At 63.9% G+C, this 21,720-nt stretch carries 22 protein-coding genes and 1 pseudogene; 14 read left to right on the forward strand and 9 right to left on the reverse strand.

Annotated features, from left to right (window positions below):
• Positions 1 to 1,668, reverse strand: coding sequence for a bifunctional 3-(3-hydroxy-phenyl)propionate/3-hydroxycinnamic acid hydroxylase (locus tag KSS95_RS17265; protein WP_217848278.1), 1,668 nt, complete (start codon positions 1,666 to 1,668; stop codon positions 1 to 3).
• Positions 1,669 to 1,954: 286 nt separating this feature from the next.
• Between KSS95_RS17265 and KSS95_RS17270 the strand changes: the two genes are divergently transcribed.
• Entirely contained in the window at positions 1,955 to 2,104 is a 150-nt protein-coding gene (locus tag KSS95_RS17270) for a hypothetical protein (protein WP_217848279.1), read from the forward strand.
• Position 2,105: 1 nt separating this feature from the next.
• Here KSS95_RS17270 and KSS95_RS17275 read toward each other — a convergent pair whose 3' ends face one another.
• Both KSS95_RS17275 and KSS95_RS17280 read right to left on the reverse strand, forming a co-directional pair.
• Positions 2,106 to 3,401 (reverse strand): OmpP1/FadL family transporter, encoded by a 1,296-nt coding sequence (locus KSS95_RS17275; protein WP_217854012.1) that lies wholly within the window; start codon positions 3,399 to 3,401, stop codon positions 2,106 to 2,108.
• A gap of 114 nt (positions 3,402 to 3,515) precedes the next feature.
• On the reverse strand, positions 3,516 to 4,589 hold the full coding sequence (locus KSS95_RS17280) for an amidohydrolase family protein (protein WP_217848280.1): 1,074 nt from the start codon (positions 4,587 to 4,589) through the stop codon (positions 3,516 to 3,518).
• A 189-nt stretch (positions 4,590 to 4,778) separates the two neighbouring features.
• Between KSS95_RS17280 and KSS95_RS24870 the strand changes: the two are divergent.
• The 6 genes and pseudogenes from KSS95_RS24870 to KSS95_RS17305 form a co-directional block, all read left to right on the forward strand.
• Positions 4,779 to 4,928, forward strand: a pseudogene (locus tag KSS95_RS24870) (TetR/AcrR family transcriptional regulator); the annotation flags it as partial.
• A gap of 42 nt (positions 4,929 to 4,970) precedes the next feature.
• Positions 4,971 to 5,387, forward strand: a complete 417-nt coding sequence (locus KSS95_RS17285) for a hypothetical protein (protein ID WP_437179621.1) — start codon at positions 4,971 to 4,973, stop codon at positions 5,385 to 5,387.
• A gap of 258 nt (positions 5,388 to 5,645) precedes the next feature.
• Positions 5,646 to 6,515, forward strand: a complete 870-nt coding sequence (locus KSS95_RS17290; RefSeq protein WP_217848281.1) for an alpha/beta fold hydrolase — start codon at positions 5,646 to 5,648, stop codon at positions 6,513 to 6,515.
• Between the two features lie 24 nt (positions 6,516 to 6,539).
• Positions 6,540 to 7,559: a VOC family protein gene (locus KSS95_RS17295; RefSeq protein ID WP_217854014.1), complete on the forward strand. Its 1,020-nt coding sequence runs from the start codon at positions 6,540 to 6,542 to the stop codon at positions 7,557 to 7,559.
• A complete protein-coding gene (gene mhpA / locus KSS95_RS17300; RefSeq protein WP_217848282.1) occupies positions 7,549 to 9,300 on the forward strand; it encodes a bifunctional 3-(3-hydroxy-phenyl)propionate/3-hydroxycinnamic acid hydroxylase MhpA in 1,752 nt (583 codons plus the stop codon). The genes KSS95_RS17295 and mhpA overlap by 11 nt, the downstream gene beginning before the upstream one ends.
• Before the next feature lie 139 nt (positions 9,301 to 9,439).
• The gene (locus tag KSS95_RS17305) at positions 9,440 to 10,105 is read left to right on the forward strand and encodes an HAD-IA family hydrolase (RefSeq protein WP_217848283.1); all 666 of its coding nucleotides are present in this window, start codon (positions 9,440 to 9,442) and stop codon (positions 10,103 to 10,105) included.
• A gap of 13 nt (positions 10,106 to 10,118) precedes the next feature.
• Here the strand turns inward: KSS95_RS17305 and KSS95_RS17310 are convergent, their stop codons facing one another.
• On the reverse strand, positions 10,119 to 10,451 hold the full coding sequence (locus KSS95_RS17310) for a YdcA family protein (protein WP_217848284.1): 333 nt from the start codon (positions 10,449 to 10,451) through the stop codon (positions 10,119 to 10,121).
• A gap of 193 nt (positions 10,452 to 10,644) precedes the next feature.
• Between KSS95_RS17310 and KSS95_RS17315 the strand changes: the two genes are divergently transcribed.
• Positions 10,645 to 11,373: a DUF899 domain-containing protein gene (locus KSS95_RS17315; protein WP_217848285.1), complete on the forward strand. Its 729-nt coding sequence runs from the start codon at positions 10,645 to 10,647 to the stop codon at positions 11,371 to 11,373.
• Positions 11,374 to 11,408: 35 nt separating this feature from the next.
• Here the strand turns inward: KSS95_RS17315 and KSS95_RS17320 are convergent, their stop codons facing one another.
• Positions 11,409 to 12,290 (reverse strand): LysR substrate-binding domain-containing protein, encoded by an 882-nt coding sequence (locus KSS95_RS17320; protein WP_217848286.1) that lies wholly within the window; start codon positions 12,288 to 12,290, stop codon positions 11,409 to 11,411.
• 171 nt (positions 12,291 to 12,461) lie between these two features.
• Here KSS95_RS17320 and KSS95_RS17325 point away from each other — a divergent pair, with 171 nt between their 5' ends.
• Positions 12,462 to 13,109, forward strand: coding sequence for an ankyrin repeat domain-containing protein (locus tag KSS95_RS17325; protein WP_217848287.1), 648 nt, complete (start codon positions 12,462 to 12,464; stop codon positions 13,107 to 13,109).
• A gap of 379 nt (positions 13,110 to 13,488) precedes the next feature.
• On the opposite strand, the gene pobA is transcribed toward KSS95_RS17325, so the two are convergent.
• Positions 13,489 to 14,676 (reverse strand): 4-hydroxybenzoate 3-monooxygenase, encoded by a 1,188-nt coding sequence (pobA, locus tag KSS95_RS17330; protein ID WP_217848288.1) that lies wholly within the window; start codon positions 14,674 to 14,676, stop codon positions 13,489 to 13,491.
• 169 nt (positions 14,677 to 14,845) lie between these two features.
• Here pobA and KSS95_RS17335 point away from each other — a divergent pair, with 169 nt between their 5' ends.
• From KSS95_RS17335 to KSS95_RS17345, 3 genes are all read left to right on the forward strand, one after another.
• The gene (locus KSS95_RS17335) at positions 14,846 to 15,721 is read left to right on the forward strand and encodes a helix-turn-helix domain-containing protein (RefSeq protein ID WP_217848289.1); all 876 of its coding nucleotides are present in this window, start codon (positions 14,846 to 14,848) and stop codon (positions 15,719 to 15,721) included.
• Positions 15,722 to 15,778: 57 nt separating this feature from the next.
• Entirely contained in the window at positions 15,779 to 16,732 is a 954-nt protein-coding gene (locus tag KSS95_RS17340; RefSeq protein ID WP_217848290.1) for a siderophore-interacting protein, read from the forward strand.
• A gap of 112 nt (positions 16,733 to 16,844) precedes the next feature.
• Positions 16,845 to 17,027: a hypothetical protein gene (locus tag KSS95_RS17345; protein WP_217848291.1), complete on the forward strand. Its 183-nt coding sequence runs from the start codon at positions 16,845 to 16,847 to the stop codon at positions 17,025 to 17,027.
• Between the two features lie 110 nt (positions 17,028 to 17,137).
• Here the strand turns inward: KSS95_RS17345 and KSS95_RS17350 are convergent, their stop codons facing one another.
• Positions 17,138 to 17,809 (reverse strand): hypothetical protein, encoded by a 672-nt coding sequence (locus KSS95_RS17350; RefSeq protein ID WP_217848292.1) that lies wholly within the window; start codon positions 17,807 to 17,809, stop codon positions 17,138 to 17,140.
• Positions 17,809 to 18,108 carry a hypothetical protein gene (locus KSS95_RS17355; protein WP_217848293.1) on the reverse strand — a complete coding sequence of 100 codons (300 nt, stop codon included), beginning with the start codon at positions 18,106 to 18,108 and terminating at the stop codon, positions 17,809 to 17,811. Before KSS95_RS17355 ends, KSS95_RS17350 begins: the two co-directional genes overlap by 1 nt.
• A gap of 521 nt (positions 18,109 to 18,629) precedes the next feature.
• Here KSS95_RS17355 and pbpG point away from each other — a divergent pair.
• Entirely contained in the window at positions 18,630 to 19,559 is a 930-nt protein-coding gene (pbpG, locus tag KSS95_RS17360) for a D-alanyl-D-alanine endopeptidase (protein WP_217848294.1), read from the forward strand.
• Positions 19,560 to 19,761: 202 nt separating this feature from the next.
• On the opposite strand, the gene KSS95_RS17365 is transcribed toward pbpG, so the two are convergent.
• On the reverse strand, positions 19,762 to 20,196 hold the full coding sequence (locus tag KSS95_RS17365) for a hypothetical protein (RefSeq protein ID WP_217848295.1): 435 nt from the start codon (positions 20,194 to 20,196) through the stop codon (positions 19,762 to 19,764).
• A gap of 171 nt (positions 20,197 to 20,367) precedes the next feature.
• On the opposite strand from KSS95_RS17365, the gene pvdM reads away from it, so the two are divergent.
• Positions 20,368 to 21,714: a pyoverdine-tailoring dipeptidase-like protein PvdM gene (gene pvdM / locus KSS95_RS17370; protein ID WP_217848296.1), complete on the forward strand. Its 1,347-nt coding sequence runs from the start codon at positions 20,368 to 20,370 to the stop codon at positions 21,712 to 21,714.
• Positions 21,715 to 21,720: the final 6 nt, after the last annotated feature.

Consider the following 21,720-nt stretch of genomic DNA (forward strand, 5'->3'; position numbering starts at 1 on the left):
TCAGGCCACCTTCGCCGCCAGCGGCGCCTGCTGGGTGGCCTGAGGCGTGGCAGCCAACGCCTGCAACAGCGCATCGCTGGCCTGGCCGATGGTCTGCGGGATGGCCACGGCGCCGACGAAGCGGTCCGGGCGCAGCAGCGCGATGGACACCGGGAAGCGGCCGAACCACTCCTTGAGGCGACCACTGCAGTCGCCCACACGAATCACGCCGTCCGGCACTTCGCGCCCGGCCTGCAGTTGCACCTGCGGCAGCACCTGGATAAAGCACGCGCCCAACGCACGCCACGCCTGCACCTGCTCGGCACTCAGGCCCCAGAGCGGGTCGCTGCCCCAGGCGATGAAGGCGAAGTTGCTGCCGATCACATCGTCCAGCAGGCGCGTCTCACCCGCTTCGGTGACCACCTTGGGCTGGATGAACATGCGCCCGACCGGCGTGGCCTTGTTGTTCGGTTCGGCCACCAGTGCGCCCTTGGCGTATTGCGGCATGGGTTTGAAGCGCATTTCGAGGAAGTAGCGCTTGACCGCCGGCAGGTAGTTCAACGCCCACGACACGCCATCACGCAGGGTGCCCTGCCAGCGCTTGGGCGGCGCCAGCACGTGGCCGGCAAGCACCGACAGGTCGATCATCGCCTTGGCATGGTCGCGCCGTTCCTGCTCGTAGGTGTCGAGCAGCGCCTCGCCGGCCAGGCCCTTGGCCACCAGCGCCAGCTTCCAGCCAAGGTTGCTGGCATCGCGCATGCCGCTGTTGTAACCCTGGCCCTGCCACACTGGCATGATGTGTGCGGCGTCGCCGGCCAACAGCACGCGCTTGTCCCGGAACCGGCCGGCCAGGCGGGCGTTATGGGTGTACACACGCTTGCGGATCAGCTCGACCCGGTCCGGGTCCGGCAGCACCTTGGCCAGCAGCTTGCGCAGGTTCTCCGGCTGGCTCAGCTGGGCCTCGGTCTCGCCTGGCATCACCATGAACTCGAAACGGCGCACGCCGTGAGGCAACGCAGCCGACACGTACGGGCGCACCGGGTCGCAGCACAGGTACACGTTCGGCGTGCCCAGCGGGTCGTTGGCGATGTCGATGACGATCCACTGGTTGGGCGCGGTCTTGCCTTCGAAGGAAATATCCAGGCTGCGGCGGATCAGGCTGTTGCCGCCGTCACAGGCCACCAGGTAACGGGCACGCACGCTTTGCTGACGGCCTTCGGGGCCGTTCATGCGCAGGCTCACGCCCTGCTCGTCCTGCTGGAACTCGACTACATCGCGGGAGAACAGCGTGCGTACCTTGGCAAACCGCGCCAGGCCTTGGTACAGCACAGCATCCACCTGGGGCTGGATGAACGCATTGCGCCGCGACCAGCCGAACTCGTCGGTCATCGGCTGGATGTCGGCGAAGCAGCGGCCCTTGGGCGTCAGGAAGCGCATGGCGTGCCATGGCGTGGTGTGCGGCAGCACCTGCTCGACCAGGCCGATGGCCTGCACGGTGCGCAGCGACTCGTCGTCGATGCCGATGGCGCGAGGGTAGTCGATCAGTTGGTCGAGCTTCTCGATCTGCAGCACCTGCACGCCGGCCTGGCCCAGGTAATTGGCGATCGCCAGCCCGACCGGGCCGGCACCGATGACCACCACGTCAGCGGTGTAGTCGGCCTGAAGATGATCTGGATGTGACGTGTTCATTGTTGTAATCCTCGACACCGCCCAACGGCGCGCCCGGTAATTCCAGGCAAGCCGCTACCGTTCTCGCGCAGGCAGGCGCAAGGCAGTTGAGTGGGCGTTTTGGCTGGTACGGGTGTTAGCGCATCGACGCTACGCTTAGGTGTTGGAAGGTGCAGGCAACGGGTAAGGACGGCAGGCAGGCATGGCGCATGGTGTGTTCCCCTGTCAGGGCATTTGTAGTTGTTGCAGCGAGTATAGAAATGGCGCTGCCAGCTCGACAATGAAAAACCACCCTATCGTGCACTAAGTGCACATCACTGTTTTAATTGAAAATAATCATCTAAAAGCCGGCCGCGAGCGCCACCTCAAACCGCGCGAGAGGGTTGAGGCGCAACAGCGCAGCGCGGCCGGTATCGATCCACTTGTCCAGGGCAATTTTCTTGTGCAGCAAGACTGAATCAGAAGCTGTAGTTCAACTGCAGGCCCAGGCCATTGACCGTATTCTGGTAGGTGGCGCTGTAACCTGGACGCAGGCCACCCTGTGACGTGGCCTGGGAGACCTTTACCGGGTCTTCGTGGATGTAGCCGTAAGCCAGATCCAGTGAGGCCTGATCGGTCATTTGCCAGTTCAGGCCCAGGGTGAAGATCTTGCGGTCCCCGGTCGGCGCGCGGGTGGAGCTGTACTGATTCGGCATAGGGGTCGGCTCATAGGCGATGCCTGCACGCACCTTCCATGCTGTGTTCAGGCGATAGGCCATGCCCGTGGAGAACGACCAGGTATCCCGCCACTTCAGCGTCTCGACGATCGTGCCAAAGTCGGCGTAGGCCCGTGGTACACCGGAGTTCAGCACCCGCAGCTCCTGCACCTGGCTCCAGCGACTCCACAGCGCGCCGGCGGAAACATCCAGGCGATCGTTGATCCGCCAGGTTGCCGAGGCATCGATGGATTCCGGCGTGGTGAATTCCAGGCTCGCATCATATTTGCCGTTGAGGCCCGGCAGCCCCAGCGCCGGAATCGGTGACAGCAGCCCGTTGGCGCCGGATACCTTGGTCTTGCCCTTCAAGTTGAAGTCCACCTTGGAGTGATACGTCAGGCCAAGGGTCAGGTCGTCGAACGGATCGAACAGGATGCCCAGGTTGAACCCCAGGGCAGTGTCGTTGCCGGTGACTTTGACCGTACCGTCGCCCCGCCCGCCCACCGCGCTGTTGGCGATCTTGCTTTCGAGTAGCCCGTCGATGTGGTTGATCGTAGGTCCGAACCCCACGGACAACCGATCATTGATCCGGTAACTGACTGTCGGCTGCAGGGTGACGACTTTCACCTGAGTCTGCGAGCTGCGGTAGCGTCCCTGGAAGCTGCTCTCATAATCCGTGCTGCCGCCAAAAGGTGCGTAAACGCCAAAACCCACGTGCCAGTCGTCGTTGAGTTGCAGGGTGTAGAAACCCGCTGGCACCACAATGGGCTTGGGCACCATGTCGCCTTGCGAAGTGCCTGACACGCGGGTGTCGACCTTGCTGATGCGCGAACTCACATCGATGAAACTGACACCGCCACTGATGTGCTCACCCGCCAGGCGCGACATCCCTGCCGGGTTGCCATAAACGATGGACGCATCCTGTACGTCAGAGGCGCGACCGGAATAGGCCTTGCCGGCTGCACTGATGCTCTGCTCGTTGATTTGCAGGCCGTTGGCCAGCAGTTGGGTGGAGGTGAGGCATAGCCCCAGCACGCAAAGCTGATTTTTTATTGTCATGATCTGGCTCTTTTTATTTTTTTCAGTACCGAGGCGAACACCCGGGGACAGCGGTGGGAACTTCGGATTCAATGACCTGCAGCGTCACCGGCAAACCGCTGGCGGCCCGCTGGTTCAGCGCTTTCGCAGCCGCTCGGCGAGGGCGCCGATCGGTCGCCCCATGCTGCGCCGTAACCGTTGCGAGAAGGATTCGCCCTGGTAGATCGGCGCGGGTGTCACGGTTTCATTTGGCTGGCGGTACTGCGGGAATAGACTCAGCGCATGACCTCGGTTGATGCCGTGCAGGATCGCCGGCGACCACATGTCCAGGTTCTCCAGCGTGCGGCATTGCAACACCGTGGCGGGTGCCGGGGCGAAGGGATAGTCACTGCCGAAAAGAATGTGCGATGGCTCCACCAGTTCCTTGAGGACCGCCATGGAATAAGGTGACGGCGACAACGCCGTGTCGTAGTAAAAGCGCCGGATATAGGTCATCACGCCTTGCGGCGCCTGTTGCTGGAACTCTGGAAGCAGGTTGGCCAACGACACACGCCAGGCCACGAACGGCAGGAAGCCGCCGGAGTGGGCCAGAATCCAGCGGATGCCGGGATAGCGCTCCATCGTTCCGCTGAGGATCAGGTTGACTGCTGCGCGGGTGGTATCGCAGAGAAACTCGATGAGAAACCCCGGTGTCTGCAGGCCGATGCTTTCGCTGGTCTGGTGCATGTTGGGGTGGACCAGCACCACGGACTTACGACGATCAAGCTCGGCCATCAATTCGTCGAACCGCGGATCACCCAGGAACACCCCGTCCGTGCTGCCCAGCAAAACAATGCCCTCGGCCTTCAGCACGTCAAGCGCATGCACGGCCTCACGACATGCCGCATCGGTAAATGGCATCGGCAACACCGCGAAATTACCGAAGCGACTGGGGTAACGCGTGCGCATTTGCGCGGCGAAATCATTGCAGCGCCGCGCCAGCTCGCTGGCCTGCTGGACGCCATCGCCGAAGTGAACACCGGGTGCCGAGAGTGAAGTGATTGCTCGCTCGATCCCGTTGGCATCCATCACTTCGATGGACTTCTCCGGTGTCCAGTCTGGCAACGTGGCTCCGGCAACCTGGTGTAATCCTCTGGCATTCATGGCGTCGACGAATGCGGGCGGGATGATGTGATGGTGGATGTCGATACGGCCTTGCTTGATTGACATGCTGACTCTCTTGGTTGGGCTTCAACCGAGCAGTTGCAGGTAATGCGCTCGATGTGGCGGGCAGAACGGAATAACTCTACAGATCAATATTGAACACCAATGTTCAATATTGTCAATCGTCGACCCGCGCAGATTTGCTATATTTTGAACGCAATTGTTCAATGCACAGAAATTTCGTCGGAGCTCCTACCTTTGAAACTCACTCCCGTACAGAAGCGCATCCATGAGGCAGCGATCCGGCTGTTTGTCGAGAAGCGTGTCGAAGAGGTCAATGTCAGCGAACTGGCCCAGTTTGCTGGCGTGGCCCGCGGCACGATCTACAACAACCTCAACTCGGTGGCGTCGCTCTTCGAGGATGTCGCCAGCCAACTCAGTGCCGAAATGAACGACAGGGCCGCACGCAGCACGGATCCCGAAGCGACACCCGCCGTTCGCCTAGCCACCGGTATCCGGCTGTACATACGCCGCGCCCATGAAGAACCGCACTGGGGTGGCTTCATCGTGCGATACGGGGCCAGCAACGAGACGCTGCAGCAGTTGTGGAGCGGCCCGCCCATGCACGATGTGCTCAGCGGCTTGACCTGTGAGCAGTACAGCTTTGGGCAGGAGCAATTGCCTTCGGTGATGGCACTGATCGGTGGAGGCGTGCTGGGGGCGATGATGCTGGTACTTCAGGGGCAAAAGACCTGGCGCGATGCGGGCTCGGACATGGCCGAATTCGTGCTGAGAGCGCTTGGCGTGCCGGCCGATCAAGCGCGCAGCGCAGCCACTCAGGATCTGCCAGCACTCGCGATCTGATGCGCTTGCCTGACTCGCCCGCCTTGGCAGCGCGGGCGTGGTCGGCCAACGCTGCTTGCCCGCCTGAACATCCCGCCTGTCTCCAATTTGCCTCCCTCCCTGCTTTTGGTCGAAGACATCGTTCACAAAGCAGCCTTCTCATCGTCCGCCAAAAATCATATTTGAACACTACTGTTCAACAATGATCTCCAGTGTTAGAGTTTCTTCGAAATACGAACCCACTGCCCGGGTCGAAGTGACTTACGCCAGGAGCTGACAATGAACAATAAAGAACCTCTCCCCGCCTTGACCTCACGAACGGTGCAAGTGGGTCGTCGACAGATTTTCATCAGCGAAACGGGGATCGGTCATCCGTTGTTGATGCTGCACGGTGGCGGTGCGGGGGCATCCGGCCTGTCCAACTACTCGCGCAATATCGAATCACTGGCCGCGCAGTTTCGGGTCATCGTCGTCGACATGCCCGGTTATGGCCGCTCCACCAAAGGCGTGGATCGCAAAGACCCGTTTGGCGATTTGGCGGGGGCGATGCTTGGCCTGCTTGACGCCCTCAACATCAATAGCGCCCATGTGGTGGGCAACTCATTGGGTGGTGCCTGCGCCCTGCGCATGGCCCTGGATGCACCTGGCCGGGTGTCGGCACTGGTGCTGATGGGCCCCGGCGGCGTCAACACCACGCGCAGCCTGCCGACGCCCGGCCTCAAACTGCTGCTCGACTACTACAGCGGGGAAGGCCCTTCGCTGGCCAAGATCACCCAATTCATCCGCGAATACTTGGTGTATGACGCCAGCCAAGTCAGCGACGAGATGATCGAGGAACGTTACCAGGCCAGCATCGATCCGCAAGTCATTGCCGCCCCCCCCCTGCGCCGCCCCATTGGAATCCCGCGTTTTTCGCGCTGGGACTTCACTCGCGACTCACGACTCAAGCATTGCCAGGTTCCAACCTTGGTGCTCTGGGGCACGCAGGACAAGGTCAATCGCGCCAGCGGCGGCGAAGCCCTGCGCAGCCGCATGCCCGATTGCAATCTCTACCTGTTCAGCAAAACCGGGCACTGGGTGCAGTGGGAGCGTGCGGACGAGTTCAATGCCGTGACCCTGGCGTTCCTCGCCAGCCGTTCTGCACGCTGAGCCGCCGCCATGAACCAACACGTGATGAGCACCCGTACAACGCCGGACATTTTCGGTGCCAGCAGCATGGGTTACGCGCTGATCGAATCCTGCCAACTCGATCAATGGCGGGCGTTGCTCGAGCAGGGCATTGGCCTGCACTTGGCTTTCGCCGACGAACAGACCCTGGCCTTTCGCATGGATCAGCACCAACGGCGGATCATTGTCCAGCGTGGCCGGCAGGAAGACTTTCTGGCGGTGGGCTGGCAACTGCGCGACCAGGCGACCCTCGACGAAGTCCTGAATCGCTTGCAGCGCCTGGGTATCGAGGCGCATCCCGGACAACCGGACGAGGCCGCGCAGCGCGGGGTGAAAAAATTCTGGCGGGTGCTTGGCCCCAAGCGCATGGCCGTCGAACTGTTCTGGGAGCCGCTACTGACAGATGCCCCTCTTAACATGCTCAGTGCCGGCTTCATTACCGGTGCGGCCGGCATGGGCCATCTGGCGATCACCTCACGCAAGCCGCAACAGATGCAACGCTTCTGGGAGGAAATATTCGATGCCCGTATCAGCGACCATATCGTCGAACGCATTGCCGGACTGACCCTGGATATCGATTTTCTCAGGGTCAACGAGCGTCACCACTCCATCGCTATCGCACGCCTGCGCGGCCTGCCGATGGATCCGATACGCACCCGCGTACAGCACATGAACCTGTTGACCACGTCGGCCAGCGAACTGACCGACGCCTATTTGCGCTGCCGCAAACTCGGTTTTGAAATGGCTCATGAAATCGGTGAACACCCCAATGACCGTGAGCAGTCCTTCTACGTCATGAGCCCTAGCGGTTTCGAACTGGAACTGGGTTGCAACGCCAGGGTGGTCGAGGAAGCACAGTGGCGCACGACGTCCTATCAGGGCATCAGCCTCTGGGGCCATCGCCCGCAGAAAAACGGTACCTGGCACACGCTAACCAACAATCTGGGCAACGTCATCCGCGGCATGCGCTCGTTGCGCAAACCTGAGTATTCACCGCTCTTAGAGAGGCATCGTCATGAACAATAAAAACGATTCGGTACCGACCGTCGATGTGATCATTTCCGGTCTGGGGCCGACGGGGGCGACGCTGGCGCACCTGCTGGGCAAGCGCGGCCTATCGGTGCTGGTACTGGAGCGCGAACCTACGTTCTACGGCAATGCCCGGGCGGTCTACACCGATGACGAGTGCATGCGTGTCATGCAAGCTGCCGGTGTTGCCGCCGAACTGGCGGCCAACATGCAGGTCGACACGCCGGCGCAGTGGGTGCTCGCCAGCGGCAAGGTGCTGGGCCAGTACTGGCGCCTCGATCGCCCTTATGGTTGGCCAATCATCAACTTTCTGTACCAGCCCTGGATGGAAACCACCCTCAGCGATCTGCTCAGCCGTTACCCCAATGTGCGAATTGCACGTGGGCGTGAAGTCACCCGCTTCGAACAGGATGAGCATGGCGTTACCGTGACCCATCAGGCCACCAGCACCTTCCGCTTCAGCGAAGCGAGCGATGCGCGTATTGAATCCGCCATCGATCCCGACCCGCAGACTGTTCGCGGGCGCTATCTGGTGGGTGCGGACGGTGGCCGCAGTACCGTTCGCGAAGCCCTGGGCATTGCCATGAGCGGCAAAAACTTCCCTGAACCGTGGCTGGTAGTCGACCTGGAGATGAAGGAAGGCGAGGATGCCTTGCGCCACTTGCCCTACTTCAGCTTCATCTGCGACCCGGACTGCCCGACCGTCTGCTGCCCGCAGCCGGGGCGTTTCCATCGATTCGAATTCATGCTGATGCCCGGCCAAACCCGCGAGCAAATGGAAGATCCGATGGTGGTGCGCAACCTCATTAGCCGTTACGTCGATCCGGACAAATTCGCAGTCAAGCGCAAGCTGGTCTACACCTTCAACGCCTTGGTGGCGAAGGATTGGCGCAAGGGCCGGGTGCTGATTGCTGGCGATGCGGCGCACATGACACCACAGTTCATGGGCCAGGGCATGAGCTCAGGGGTACGCGACGCCTACAACCTGGCCTGGAAAATCGACGCCGTGATCAAGGGCCTGGCAGGTGATCGTCTGCTCGACACGTACGGCAGCGAACGCTTCCATCATGCCAAGGCGATGATCGACATCTCGGTACAGATGAAAGATTTCGTTTCGATGTCCAACCCTGTTTCCAGTACCGTGCGCAACCTGCTGGTCAAGACCGTGCTGGCAATGCCATTTCTGGGGCGCTACGTTCGTGAAGGCCGTTTCAAACCAGCCCCGTCCTATGCCGCGGACAGCTACCTGGGCATGCCGCGCCGACGTCGGCACTCCCCTGAAGGCCGGATGATCCCGCAACCCGAAGTTCGCACCTTCAAAGGTCAGCGCGTGTTGCTCGATGACCTGCTGGGCGAAGGTTTCGCCTTGATAGGTCTTGAGATCGATCCACGCGCACACTTGAGTCAGGCTTCCCGGCAACTGCTTGATATCCAGGGTACGCGTTTCGCCACCCTCTTCCCCTTCGGCACCCGCCCACAGGGCGCCGCTATCGAGCGCACCAGCAGCAGTGAGTTGCTCGAGATCGAAGACGTGCAAGGTGAGATGGTCGCTTGGTTCAAGCGCTCGGGGTTCTCCAGCGGCGCGGTAGCCTTGGTGCGCCCGGACAAGTTCACCTTCGCCGTGGTCGAGGCCGACGACCTGGACAGGGTCATAAACGAGCTCAAGTTCCAGCTGCAGTGGAGCCCTCGGCTAAACGTCGCTGGCGACCAGGCCCAGCGCCTGAGGAAAAGCGCATGAGCACGTTTTCCAGCAAGCATCGGTAAGGCGCAACGTCAGCGTTGGGCTTGTTCCAGTGCTTTTGGGGTGCATCAAGAACGCCACACTGGTTAAGATGAACCGGTACTGCTGAATTGATTCTCCACCGCCAGGATGCCCAATGCTGACCGCCCTGCTGTTCGACCTCGACGGGACCCTCACCGACACCGACACCCTGCACCTGCAGGCTTTCCGCCAGCTGCTGCACGAGCACGACGGCCGCCAGCTGACCCAGGAGCAGTTCGACACCCAGGTCAGCGGCCGCTCCAACGGCCTGTTGTTCGCCGAACTGTTCCCCGCGCTCGACGCGGCGCAGTGCCTGGCCCTGGCCGAGCGCAAGGAGGCCTTGTTTCGGCAACTGTCGCCCCACCTCGAGCCCATGCCGGGGCTGTTGCGCCTGCTGGACCATGCCCAGCGCCAGGGCATCGGCATGTGCGTGGTGACCAACGCCCCGCGCCTGAACGCCGAGCACATGCTCGGCGCCATGGGCCTGGGCGAGCGCTTCGAACACGTGCTGGTCGCCGACGAGCTGGCCCGGCCCAAGCCCGACCCGCTGCCCTACCTCACCGGCTTGCAATGCCTGGCGGCCCAGGCCGGGCAGGCGCTGGCGTTCGAGGACTCGCTGCCGGGGGTCAAGGCTGCGGTCGCTGCCGGCATCTTCACCGTGGGGCTGGCGACCACACAGCCCGAGCAGCGCTTGCTCGAGGCCGGGGCGCAGCTGGTGATCGCCGACTATGACGACCCACGCCTGTGGGCGCTGATCGCCAGCCTGCACGCCAACGGCTGAGGCCCAGCTCAGCTCAGCGGCGCTTGTAGCTTTTCTTGCCGGCCGGGGTCAGGCAGTACACGCCGCCGCGCGGCCCGGTGCAGTACTGCCCGGTGCCACAGCCGCAGCCCTCGCCGCTGCCGCTGGCACGCAAGGGCTGCAGGCGGGTCTGGCCGCCGTACAGGGCGCTGCAGCTTTTCTTCGAGGCGCTGATCGAGCCGTCGTTGCACAGGAAGGTGTCGCCGTCGCAGCCGGCAATGCCGCCCTTGCGCCCGGAACAGGGGGTGTTGCCGGCCTGCGCGACTGGAGCCGCCAGGCACAGGGCCAGCAACGGCGCCGCGCAGCGCCGCCAGGAGAAGAAGGTCATCGCCACGCGCCTTGTGATAGAGGGCGCAATAGTATCAACCATCGCCAGCGAAGTGGGGGCGCCGGTGTTCGCCGGCAAGGCCGGCTCCTACAGGGGGGGGTACTGGCCGTCTGTCGGTATTGGCCATGGCGTTGTCGAAAGCGCCGAGGATGATTCGACCACTGTGTGAATCCCTCACGTTGGAGTCGCCACCATGAGCCCTTCCGATCCCAAGCACGCCGTGGTCTCGCGCAGCCAGTGGCTGGCCGCGCGGCGCCAGCTGTGGCTGCACGAGAAAGCCTTCACCCATCAACGCGACGAACTGGCCGCCGCTCGCCGCGCCCTGCCCTGGGTGCGGCTCGAGGAGCACTACCGCTTCCACGGCCCGCAAGGCGAACTGGGCCTGGCCGAGCTGTTCGCCGGGCGCAGCCAGTTGCTGGTCTACCATTTCATGTTCGCCGACGGCTGGGACGAGGGCTGCCCGGGTTGCTCCTTCCTCGCCGATCACTTCGACGCTGCCAACCTGCACCTGGCGCACCATGACGTGACCCTGGCGGCGGTATCACGGGCGCCCTATGCCGAGTTCCAGGCGTTTCGCCAACGCATGGGCTGGCGTTTCCCCTGGTTCTCGTCCCACGGCAGCCGCTTCAACCAGGACTTCGGCGTCAGTGTCGCCACCGACGGCAGCGCCGAGTACAACTATGCGCCGTACACGGGCGAGGAGGCCGAGCTGCCAGGCCTGAGCGCGTTCTACAAGGCGGCCGATGGCAGCCTGTACCACACCTACTCCACCTATGCCCGTGGCCTGGACATCCTGGTCAATGCCTACAACTTCCTCGACCTGGCGCCGCTGGGGCGCAACGAGGCGGGCACGATGGACTGGGTGCGCCACCATGACCGCTACGACGGGGCGGCCAGCACGCCGCATTGCTGCAAGGAGTGACCGGCCTTGCTGGCCAGGCGCCTGCGCATCGAACCTCAGATCGCCTGCAGCGCCAGCAATTCGGTGAGCACCTCGGCCAGTGCCTTGACCATCACATCCGCCGTGGGCCGATGGACGATGACGATCTCGTAGCTGTCGACCTCCGGCAGCCCCTGCGCGGCGCCCAGCACGCGGTGCTCGGCGCTCGCCGCCCGCGGTGGCAGCAAGCTGATGCCCATGCCGTCGGCCACTGCCGCCTGGATGCCGCTGAGGCTCGAGCTGGTGAAGCTGATGCGCCAGCGCCGGCCCATGCCCTCGATCGCGCTGATCATGTCGTCGCGGTACAGCCCGCGCGGGGGGAAGGTCACCAGCGGCACCGGGTCGAGCTCGAAGGCCGGCATGCGCGCGCTGTCGATCCACTGCAGCCGCTCCGGCCAGCAGGCCACGCCCTCGCGGCTGTTGCGCCGCTGCTTGAGCAGCACCAGGTCAAGCTCGCCGTTGTCGTAGGCCTGGCTGAGATCGCGGCACAGGCCGCTGGTGACTTCCAGCTTGACCTGCGGGTGACGCCGGCTGAACGCCGACAGGGCGTTGGTGGTGCGGCCGCCGACGAAATCCTCGGGCACGCCCAGGCGCACGGTCATGCCGACCATGGCCCCGGCCAGGGCCTCGAGCATCTGGTCGTTGAGCGCCAGCATGTGCCGGGCGTAGCCGAGCAGGGTCTGCCCGGCATCGGTGGGCAGCACGTCGCGGTTGCCGCGCACCAACAGGCGATGGCCCACCATGTCCTCGAGGCGGCGGACCTTCTGGCTGATGGTGGACTGGGTGGAGTGCAGGCGCGCGGCCGCGGTGGTGAAACTGCCGCAATCGGCCACCACGACGATGGCGCGCAACAGGTCGAGGTCGAACAGGGCTCTATTCGATTTCACGCTGGAGGACATCTGGCTATTCAACGGCTCAATGACAAGCCTGACTTCTATCATGCGCGCCCCCAGCGGGCAACTCGCCGCCGGCGCATTCGCCCGGCCACTGCCCCCCATGCACAATCTTCACTTCTGCATCAGCCGCCGCTTGCCTAGCATGGTGTCTCACCTTTTCAGGACCCCGACACCATGCGCCTGCCCCTCGCCGCCTTGCTGCTGGCCCTGTTCAGCAGCCTTGCCGCCCATGCCGAGATCCCCGCCATGAATACCCAACTGTTCGAGGCCGCTCGCCGCGGCGACGCGAGCGCCATCCGCCAGGCCCTGGCCCACGGCGCCGCGCTGGAGGCCCGCGACGACCAGGGCCAGACCGCGTTGCTGGTGGCCACCCAGGCCAATCAGGTGCACGCCGCCAAAGTGCTGATCGAAGCCGGTGCCGACGTCAATGCCAAGGACGCCATCCAGGACAGCCCCTACCTGTATGCCGGTGCCCGTGGCTTGAACGAAATCCTGCAATTGACCCTGGCCCACGGCGCCGACCTGAAAAGCACCAACCGCTATGGCGGCACGGCGCTGATCCCGGCCGCCGAGCGCGGGCATGTCGAGACCGTGCAGCTCTTGATCGATGCAGGCGTCGAGGTCAACCACCTCAACCGCCTGCACTGGACCGCCTTGCTCGAAGCGGTGATCCTCGGCGATGGCGGGCCGCGCCATGTACAGATCGTGCGCCGCCTGCTGGCTGCCGGGGCCGACCCGACGATCGCCGACAAGGAGGGCGTGACGGCGCTGGAACATGCGCGCCAGCGTGGCTACCAGGCCATGGTGGCGTTGTTGGAATAGATCACCTGGCGCCCTGTAGGCGCCAGCCTTGCTGGCGAACCAGGCGACGCGGGGATGGCACCGGCTGCGCCGGTGTTCGCCGGCAAGGCCGGCTCCTACAACGGTTACGGCCTGCAATACCTGTAGGAGCCAGCTTGCTGGCGAACCAGGCGACGCGGAGGATGGCACCGGCTACGCCGGTGTTCGCCGGCAAGCCGGCTCCTACAACGGTTACGGCCTGCAATACCTGTAGGAGCCAGCTTGCTGGCGAACCAGGCGACGCGGAGGATGGCACCGGCTACGCCGGTGTTCGCCGGCAAGCCGGCTCCTACAACGGTTACGGCCTGCAATCCCCGTAGGAGCCAGCCTTGCTGGCGAACCAGGCAACGCGGTGCATGGCCTACTCCAGCACCTCGAACGGCAGCCCCACATAGTTCTCGGCAATGTTCGCCAACCCCGCCGCCGAGCCCAGGTAATAGTCGCGATCGGCCTCCTGCATCTTGCTGTCCCAGGCATCCTGGTATTCGCCAAAGTCATGCAGCAAGCGGGTCATGAACCAGCTGAAACGCTCGCCCTTCCACACCCGGCGCAAGGCCATCGGCGAATACTCGGCCAACAGTTCGGTACGCCCCTCGCGATACACCTTGACCAGGATCCGATACAGGTAGTTGACGTCCGAGGCGGCCAGGTTCAGGCCCTTGGCCCCGGTAGGCGGGACGATGTGCGCGGCATCGCCGACCAGGAACAGTCGCCCATGCTGCATGGGTTCGACCACCAGGCTGCGCAGCGGCGCGATGCTCTTCTCCAGCGCAGGCCCGGTCACCAGTTGCGCCGCCACGTCCTCCGGCAGGCGCGCCTTGAGCTCGGTCCAGAAGCGCGCGTCCGACCAGTCCTCCACCCGCTCCTGCAACGGCACCTGCAGGTAGTAGCGGCTGCGGTTGGGCGAGCGCTGGCTGCACAGCACGAAGCCGCGCGGGTGATGGGCATAGATCAGCTCGTGGTTGACTGGCGGGGTATCGGCCAGCAGCCCCAGCCAGCCGAACGGATAGACTCGCTCGAAGGTCTTGAGCACCCCGGCAGGGATGCTCTGCCGGGCCACCCCATGAAAGCCGTCGCAACCGGCGATGTAGTCGCAGTCGACCCGCTGCTGGCGCCCGTCGTGGTCGAAGGTCAGGTAGGGTTGCTCGCCCTCGATGGCGTGAGGCTGCACGTTGGCGGCGCCGTAGATGATCGGCGCCCCGCTCTGCGCCCGGGCCTGCATCAGGTCGCGGGTGACCTCGGTCTGGCCATACACCATGACGGTCTTGCCGCCGGTCAGGGCCTTGAGGTCCAGGCGCTGGCGGCGGCCCCCCAGCAAAAGTTCGACCCCTTCGTGCACCAGCCCCTCGCGGTCCATGCGCGCAGCCACGCCCGCTTCGCGCAGCAAATCGACAGTGCCTTGCTCGAGTACCCCGGCACGGATGCGCCCCAGCACGTACTCGGGGCTCTGGCGCTCGACGATCAGGGTGTCGATCCCCGCCTGGTGCAGCAGTTGGCCGAGCAGCAGGCCGGATGGGCCGGCGCCGATGATTGCAACCTGAGTCTTCATTGTTGTTGTCTCGTGATGACGATGCCGACCTGGGGCTGGCCCAGGCCTGGCATCTGCTGTTAGGGTTTGCACCTGTATTTTTACCGGCGATCGGCGGCTAGAAAGTGGGTTATCCGCTGCAAAACCTGCACTTTTGCAAAATACGTTCGATTAACGGACAGGCCCCAGCATGCCCAGCACCCTCCCCGGCATCCCGCTGTTCCAGCTCTACGGTGAAAACCACGCCTGGCCCGGCACCGACCTGCTGCACTGCGAGTCGATCCCGGCGCGCAGCCGCCTGCACCACTGGGAGATCAAGCCGCACCGGCATGCCGAGCTGTTCCAGTTGCTGTATGTGCAACGCGGCGAGGCGCGCATCGAGATCGAAGGCCAGCACAGCCTGATCCGCGAGGCGGCGATCCAGGTAGTGCCACCGTTGACCGTGCATGGCTTTCGCTTCAGCGCCGATATCCAGGGCCATGTGCTGACCTTCGGCACTGCCCTGGTGGCCGACCTCGAGCAGCGCCTGGGCGCGCCGTTGAGCGTGCTGGCGGCGCCGCGCTGCTACCTGCTGGGCAAGGATCGTACGCGCCTGGGCGGGCTGATCGACACCTTGCAGCAGGAGTACCAGGGCAGCGCCCCGGCCCGCGCGGCACTGTTGTCGGCGCTGGTCACGGCACTGATGGTGTGGCTGCTGCGCCAGCAGCCGCTGCAGGCGCCACGCACCCCGCACGAACGCGACCAGCAGCTGTTCGGCCGCTACCTGCGCCTGGTCGAGGCGCACTACCGCGAGCACCTGGCCGTGGACGACTTCGCCAGCCGCCTGGGCATGTCCAGCCTGCAACTGAACCTCTTGTGCCGCAGCCTGGCCGGGCAGACGGCGTTGCAGGTCATTCACCAGCGACTGCTGCTCGAGGCGCGGCGCAACCTGGTGTACACGCGCATGAGCATCGGCCAGTTGTCCGACAGCCTGGGGTTCAGCGACCCAACCTATTTCGCGCGGTTCTTCAAGCGCCTGGCCGGGCAGACGCCCAATGCCTACCGCCGCACCCGCCCGCGCAGCTAAATCACCTCGCGTGCCAGTCGTCTTCCGGCTATCGGTCATCTGCAACGAGGTACCCCCATGAGCAGCATGAGCACCCTGGCCTCCAGCGTCGCGCGCAACCTGCGCAAGATCATCAAGGCCGACAGCGGCCCGCGCCCCTACCAACTGTTCGATATCGAGCTGCAGCGGCGCGAACGCCTGAGCCCGTCCCTGTGCCGCTTGGTCTTCGCCGGCGACGATGTACGGCAGATGCGCACCCTGGCCGCCGATCAGCGCGTCAAGCTGCTGTTCCCCGATGCCCAGGGCCGCGAGGCGGCCCTGGCCAAGGACGGCGACTGGCAAGCCGCCCGGCGCCAGGCCCAGCACCCCATGCGCACCTACACCATCCGCGCCTTGCGCGCCGATGCCGGCGAGCTGGACATCGACTTCGTCCTGCACGGCGACAGCGGCCCGGCCTCGGCCTGGGCCGAACAGGCCCAGCCCGGTGCCCGCTTGCAGATCGTCGCCCCATCCCGCCACGCCGAGGGCGACCCAGGCGGCTATGAATGGCAACCCCCCCAGGGCTTGCAGCAACTGCTGCTGATTGGCGACGAAACCGCGCTGCCGGCCATTGCCGGCATCCTCGAGAGCCTGGCCGAGCTGGCAGCCCCGCCCGCGACCCAGGTGTTCCTCGAGGTGCCCGAACCCGGTGACTGCATCGACCTGCACCATGCGCCTGGCACCGAGCTGCACTGGCTGGCCCGCAGCGAGCTCGCCTGCGCCCATGGCGAGGCGATGCGCCATGCAGCCTTCGAACTGGCGCGTCTACCGCCGCCGACGCAAACGGCCAACGCACCGCTCAAGGCACTGGATATCGACAAGGAGATTCTCTGGGAACTGGCCGCGCCGGCCAGCAACGCCTTCTACGCCTGGGTAGCCGGTGAGTCGGCAGCGGTCATGGCGATCCGCAAGCACTGGATCAACGAACGCCACCTCGACCGCCGCAGCCTGACGCTGATGGGCTATTGGCGGCATGGGCGCAGCCTGGAATGAGCGAAATGAGCGCTGTGGTTGATTTCATCAATGACCACTATCGAGCGTGTCGATTTCCGTTGTCCGTCGCTGGCACCTAAGGTAGCGCCATGACTCACACGGAGAGACCTCCATGGCCAGCGTCCAGATCATGTCCGTCGTCGGCAGCGCCGTCCCCCGCGAATTGCGCCAGCAAGGCTTGCTGGCCTGCTGGTACCTGATGTGCAACGGCGAAGCCATCACCGGCCCGCTCACCACCCGCGCCTCGGCGCAGGACATGGCCCGGCAGCTCGCCCCCTGCGCGCTGCTGGCCTGACCCCGAATCTGTTGTTGTGCGTTGCTCCCTTGACGCCTCTTGTTGCCCGCCTTCATGGCGGGCTTTTTTTGCCCTGGGCAGTGGCCAAGCGAAAGCGCCGCCTTGAACACTCAAAGCCCGGTGACATCCAGGACCATGAACCATGCCCCAACGCTATTGCCGCTACTCATCGACCCCGGGGAGGTGCCGCGATACTGATACTTGCCGAACGCCACCTGGTTACCGCTGATTGCAGCCCCGTAGGGCGACACGTTGGTCCAGCCGCCTCCGGGGCCACCGGACGAACGCCAGACCATGGGCACGGTATTGGACACCGCGTACTTTCTACCGGCCGGGTAGGTCCGAGTAAACGCCTGACCCGGCGCGACGAACACCATGTCGACAATCGAGGCATAGTTTGCATCGGCGTCGAAGGTGACGACGCCTGCGGCATCGCGCAGTACCACCAGGCCGGTCCCGGCCATCGGCTCGCTCAAGCCATCCTGAAACGCATAACACTCGTGGGTGGCCCCCCGCGCGCCAGTGGTCATGTATTTCCAGTTAGCCTGGGTCGGCGTGAGGTTCATCGCCCACAGCGAAACCCAGGCCCCGGGGGGAGCTGCGACCGCGAAGATGGGGGATGTACCGGCACTGGCGCTCACCGCAAGCTTTGCATCGACGATGCTCACCATGGCCATGGCCGTGGTGGCCTGGACGCTCCATTTGTGCAATAGCCGGTGATTGTGGCCACTGCCATCGATCAGGATGGCCCCGTCGTCATTGTAGATTTCGATACCGACCATCAATACACCCCGTACTTGATGTAGGGGCCAGGGTTCAGGCCGACTCGCATGTTGAATGAGAGCTGCGTGCCATTGATGGATATCTGGATGCACGCCTGTATCGAATTGGGTATGTTGCCCTCGACCTGGAACCAGGGCCGTTTGCCGGTGAAACCTGGAATGTCCACAGTGCCGATCACCTGCTGGCGTCCGTTGTTGTACCGGCTCGTGTCGATACGGCCCAGCGTTTTCGGCAGCGAGCTCGCCAGGTTCAGCTGCAGCGTGCCGTCGGCCCGGTAGAGGTCGAACACAGGCTTCATTCGCCCCCCTCCTGCGTAGCCGAGGCCCCTCGGGACGCCCCCCTCAACCAGCTTTTTTGCAGCAGTGCTTCCATGATTTGGCTCTCCAATGACGACCTGTCGGCAGGGAAAGTACCAGCAATGATATGCACTGTAAATATGCATTGATGCATTTATGCATGAAAAGCCCAGCGCCCTGCATCCCCGCCCCGCCCGAACGAGTCGAGATGGCTACAGGACATGCAAGGGGTTAAGCCCAAAGAACTCGGGGCGCGAGACCTCGACGGCACAAAGCACGATGTTTCTTGATCATCACCGCCGACGCCCAGGGCGGACTGCTCGACGTGCAGATTGGTCCGAACTTGCCACGCTGGCATCGGCGGTAATGGGTACTGAATTGGTACAGGATTAAATTTCGTTCACCTTGCGCCCTTTGGATATAAGGCATTCGACAGCCGCTGAGCCATACTCCAAAATGCAACGGTTTTTTGGGGGAAACCCTTGCACAGCCAACGACATACCAACATTTAGTGAGCCTCAACGTGAAAACTTCCCTGTCCATCCTCAGCCTGCTGCTGTTGCTCACAGGTACCGCCACCCTGCCGTCGACCGCTGCTGCACAACAACCCCCGGCCCAGCAGCAACGCGACCCCGCCAAGCTGCACCTGGCCTCCGGCAGCGCCCTGCTGATCGACCTGAACACCAACAAGGAGCTGTACGCCAGCCATGCCGATCGCGTACGCCCGATTGCCTCGGTCACCAAGCTGATGACCGCGATGGTCGTGCTCGATGCCAAGCTGCCCATGGACGAAATGCTCGGCATGACCATCGCCAACAACCCGGAGATGAAAGGCGTGTATTCGCGGGTACGCTTGGGCAGCGAGCTGAGCCGCCGCGAAACCCTGCTGATCACCCTGATGTCGTCGGAAAACCGCGCGGCCAACAGCCTGGCCAACCACTACCCAGGCGGCTATGGCGCCTTCATCAAGGCCATGAACGCCAAGGCGCGCAGCCTGGGCATGAGCCACACCCGCTATGTCGAGCCCACCGGCCTGTCGACCCAGAACGTTTCCACCGCCCAGGACCTGGCCAAGCTGCTGATGGCCTCGCGCAAGTACCCGCAGCTCAGCGAGCTGTCGACCACCCGCGAAAAGACCGTGGCATTTCGCAAGCCCAACTACACCCTGGGCTTTCGTAATACCGATCACCTGGTCAACAAGAGCAACTGGGACATCAAGCTGACCAAGACCGGCTTCACCAACGAAGCGGGCCACTGCCTGGTACTGCTGACCAGGATGGACAACCGGCCGGTGGCCATGGTCATCCTCGACGCCTTCGGCAAATACACCCACTTCGCCGACGCCAGCCGCATGCGTCAGTGGCTGGAAACCGGCAGCGCCAAGCCGGCGCCGGCGGTGGCCATGCAGTACAAGAGCGAGCGGCAGAACCGCGCGCGCCTGGCCCAGGACTGAACCTAGTGTGGTGCTTCACAAATAACGGCCCTAATTCGCGGTGCTTTTTGCGCTCATGCTGCGTTGTCGCTCCTCGCCGGAGCTGGGCTACGACTCGTCGCGACGCCTTGCTTGAGCACAAAAATCACGCGCGAATTATGGGTCGTATTTGCAAAACACCACACTAGGAACCGGGGCCGGCTGACGGCCCCGCATCGGCGAATCAGGCCGTGGTATCGACCGAACCGCCGGCGCTGCTGCCGCCGATCTTGTTCAGTTGCTCCAGCAACTGGGCAGTCGCGGCCATGATCAGGCCGGTCAGGGTGGTGATGCTGGCCTGCTTGGCCTGAACCGCGACCATCTTGCTCGGGTCTTTCTTGGCCTGTTCCTGCAACTGGGCAAGCTGCTTCTGCTCCTCGGCCAGCTGCTTTTGCAAGCGCTTGATCTGCTCGCGCAGCTCCTTGACGCTCGGCGGCTCGTTGCTGTCGCCTTCAAGCTCCTTGGGCTTGGTGTCCTGGACCTTGAACGCGTCGCCCTTGAATACCAGGTTGCCCTGCTCGTTGACCTCGGGCTTGCCCGGCGCCGTGGCAGCCGCCGACGGCTGGGCGGCCCCTGTCAGCGTCGGGATATTGATGTTGGCGGTGGTTATTCCAACCATTGCGAACCTTCCTTGAAATGGACTTTTACACACCTGCATATCGGCCGACCCGTGCGCTTCTTGAATGCCACGCGCGGATAAATTTAGCCCCTCGCCACTCGTCCACCTGATACCCGAGCCCTGCCCGCCCTTGCCGGCAGGCCGATCCGATCAGTCCGCAACGAGATGGCAATGACCAAGACCCGTTCCCGCAAAGCCCTGTACATCGGCCTGCCGCTGGCCCTGGCGGTCGCCCTGGGCAGCGCCGCCGCTGGCTACTTCTACTGGCAAGGCCAGGCCGGCTACCCGCGCAAGATCGTCGACCAAGCCAACGCCCTGCACGAACACATGCTGTCGTTCGACAGCCACGTCACCGTGCCGCTGAACCTGGGCAGCGCCGGCCACGAGATCGACAAGGACGGCCCCGGCCAGTTCGACCTGGCCAAGGCCGGCAAGGGTCGCCTGTCGGGCGCGGCACTGACCATCTTCGGCTGGCCGGAGATCTGGAACGGCGCCAACGCGCCGCACCGCCCCAGCCCAGGCTTTGTCGACGCGGCGCGCCAGGAACAGGAAGTGCGCTACAAGATCATCAGCGGCATGGTTCGCGACTTCCCCAACCAGGTCGGTATCGCCTACACCCCCGACGACTTCCGCCGCCTCAACGGCGAAGGCAAGTTCGCCATCTTCATCAGCATGCTCAACGCCTATCCACTGGGCCACGACCTGGCGCAACTGGACCTGTGGGCCGCGCGCGGCATGCGCATGTTCGGCTTCAGCTACACCGGCAACAACGACTGGGCCGATTCCTCGCGCCCACTGCCGTTCTTCAACGACACCGCGGATGCCCTCGGCGGCCTGTCGCCGATCGGCGAGCAGGCGGTCAAGCGCCTCAACGACCTGGGGGTGATCATCGATGTCTCGCAGATGTCGACCCTGGCCCTGGAGGACGTCGCCCGCCTGTCCCGCGCGCCTTTCGTGGCCTCTCATTCGGCGCCCCGGGCGCTGGTGGACATCCCGCGCAACCTGTCCGACAAGGAGATGCGCTTGATCAAGGACAGTGGCGGGGTGATCCAGGTGGTCGGCTTCGGCCAGTACCTCAAGCCGCTGGGCAAGCCGGTGCTGGACAAGCTCGAGGCCCTGCGCGCGCGTTTCGACCTGCAGCCCTTGCAAGGCCTGGCCAATGCACTGATGCCCGGCGACGCGGTGATCGCCATCTGGCCCGAGCAGCGCTTTGGCGAATACGCCAGTGCCCTGTACGGCATCCTCGAGGAGGAGCCCAAGGCCACCCTCAAGCAGTACGTCGACGCCATCGACTACACGGTGAAGAAAGTCGGCATCGACCATGTCGGCATCAGCTCGGATTTCAACGACGGCGGCGGCCTGGAAGGCTGGAAGGACGTCAGCGAAATCCGCAACGTCACCGCCGAACTGCTCAGCCGCGGCTACAGCGAAACCGACATCGGCAAGCTCTGGGCGGGCAATTTCCTGCGCGTCTGGGAGCAGGTGCAGAAGTCCGCCCACCCCATCGCCAACCGCTGAGTCGAG

The organism is Pseudomonas muyukensis, from assembly GCF_019139535.1.
GTDB lineage: Bacteria > Pseudomonadota > Gammaproteobacteria > Pseudomonadales > Pseudomonadaceae > Aquipseudomonas > Aquipseudomonas muyukensis.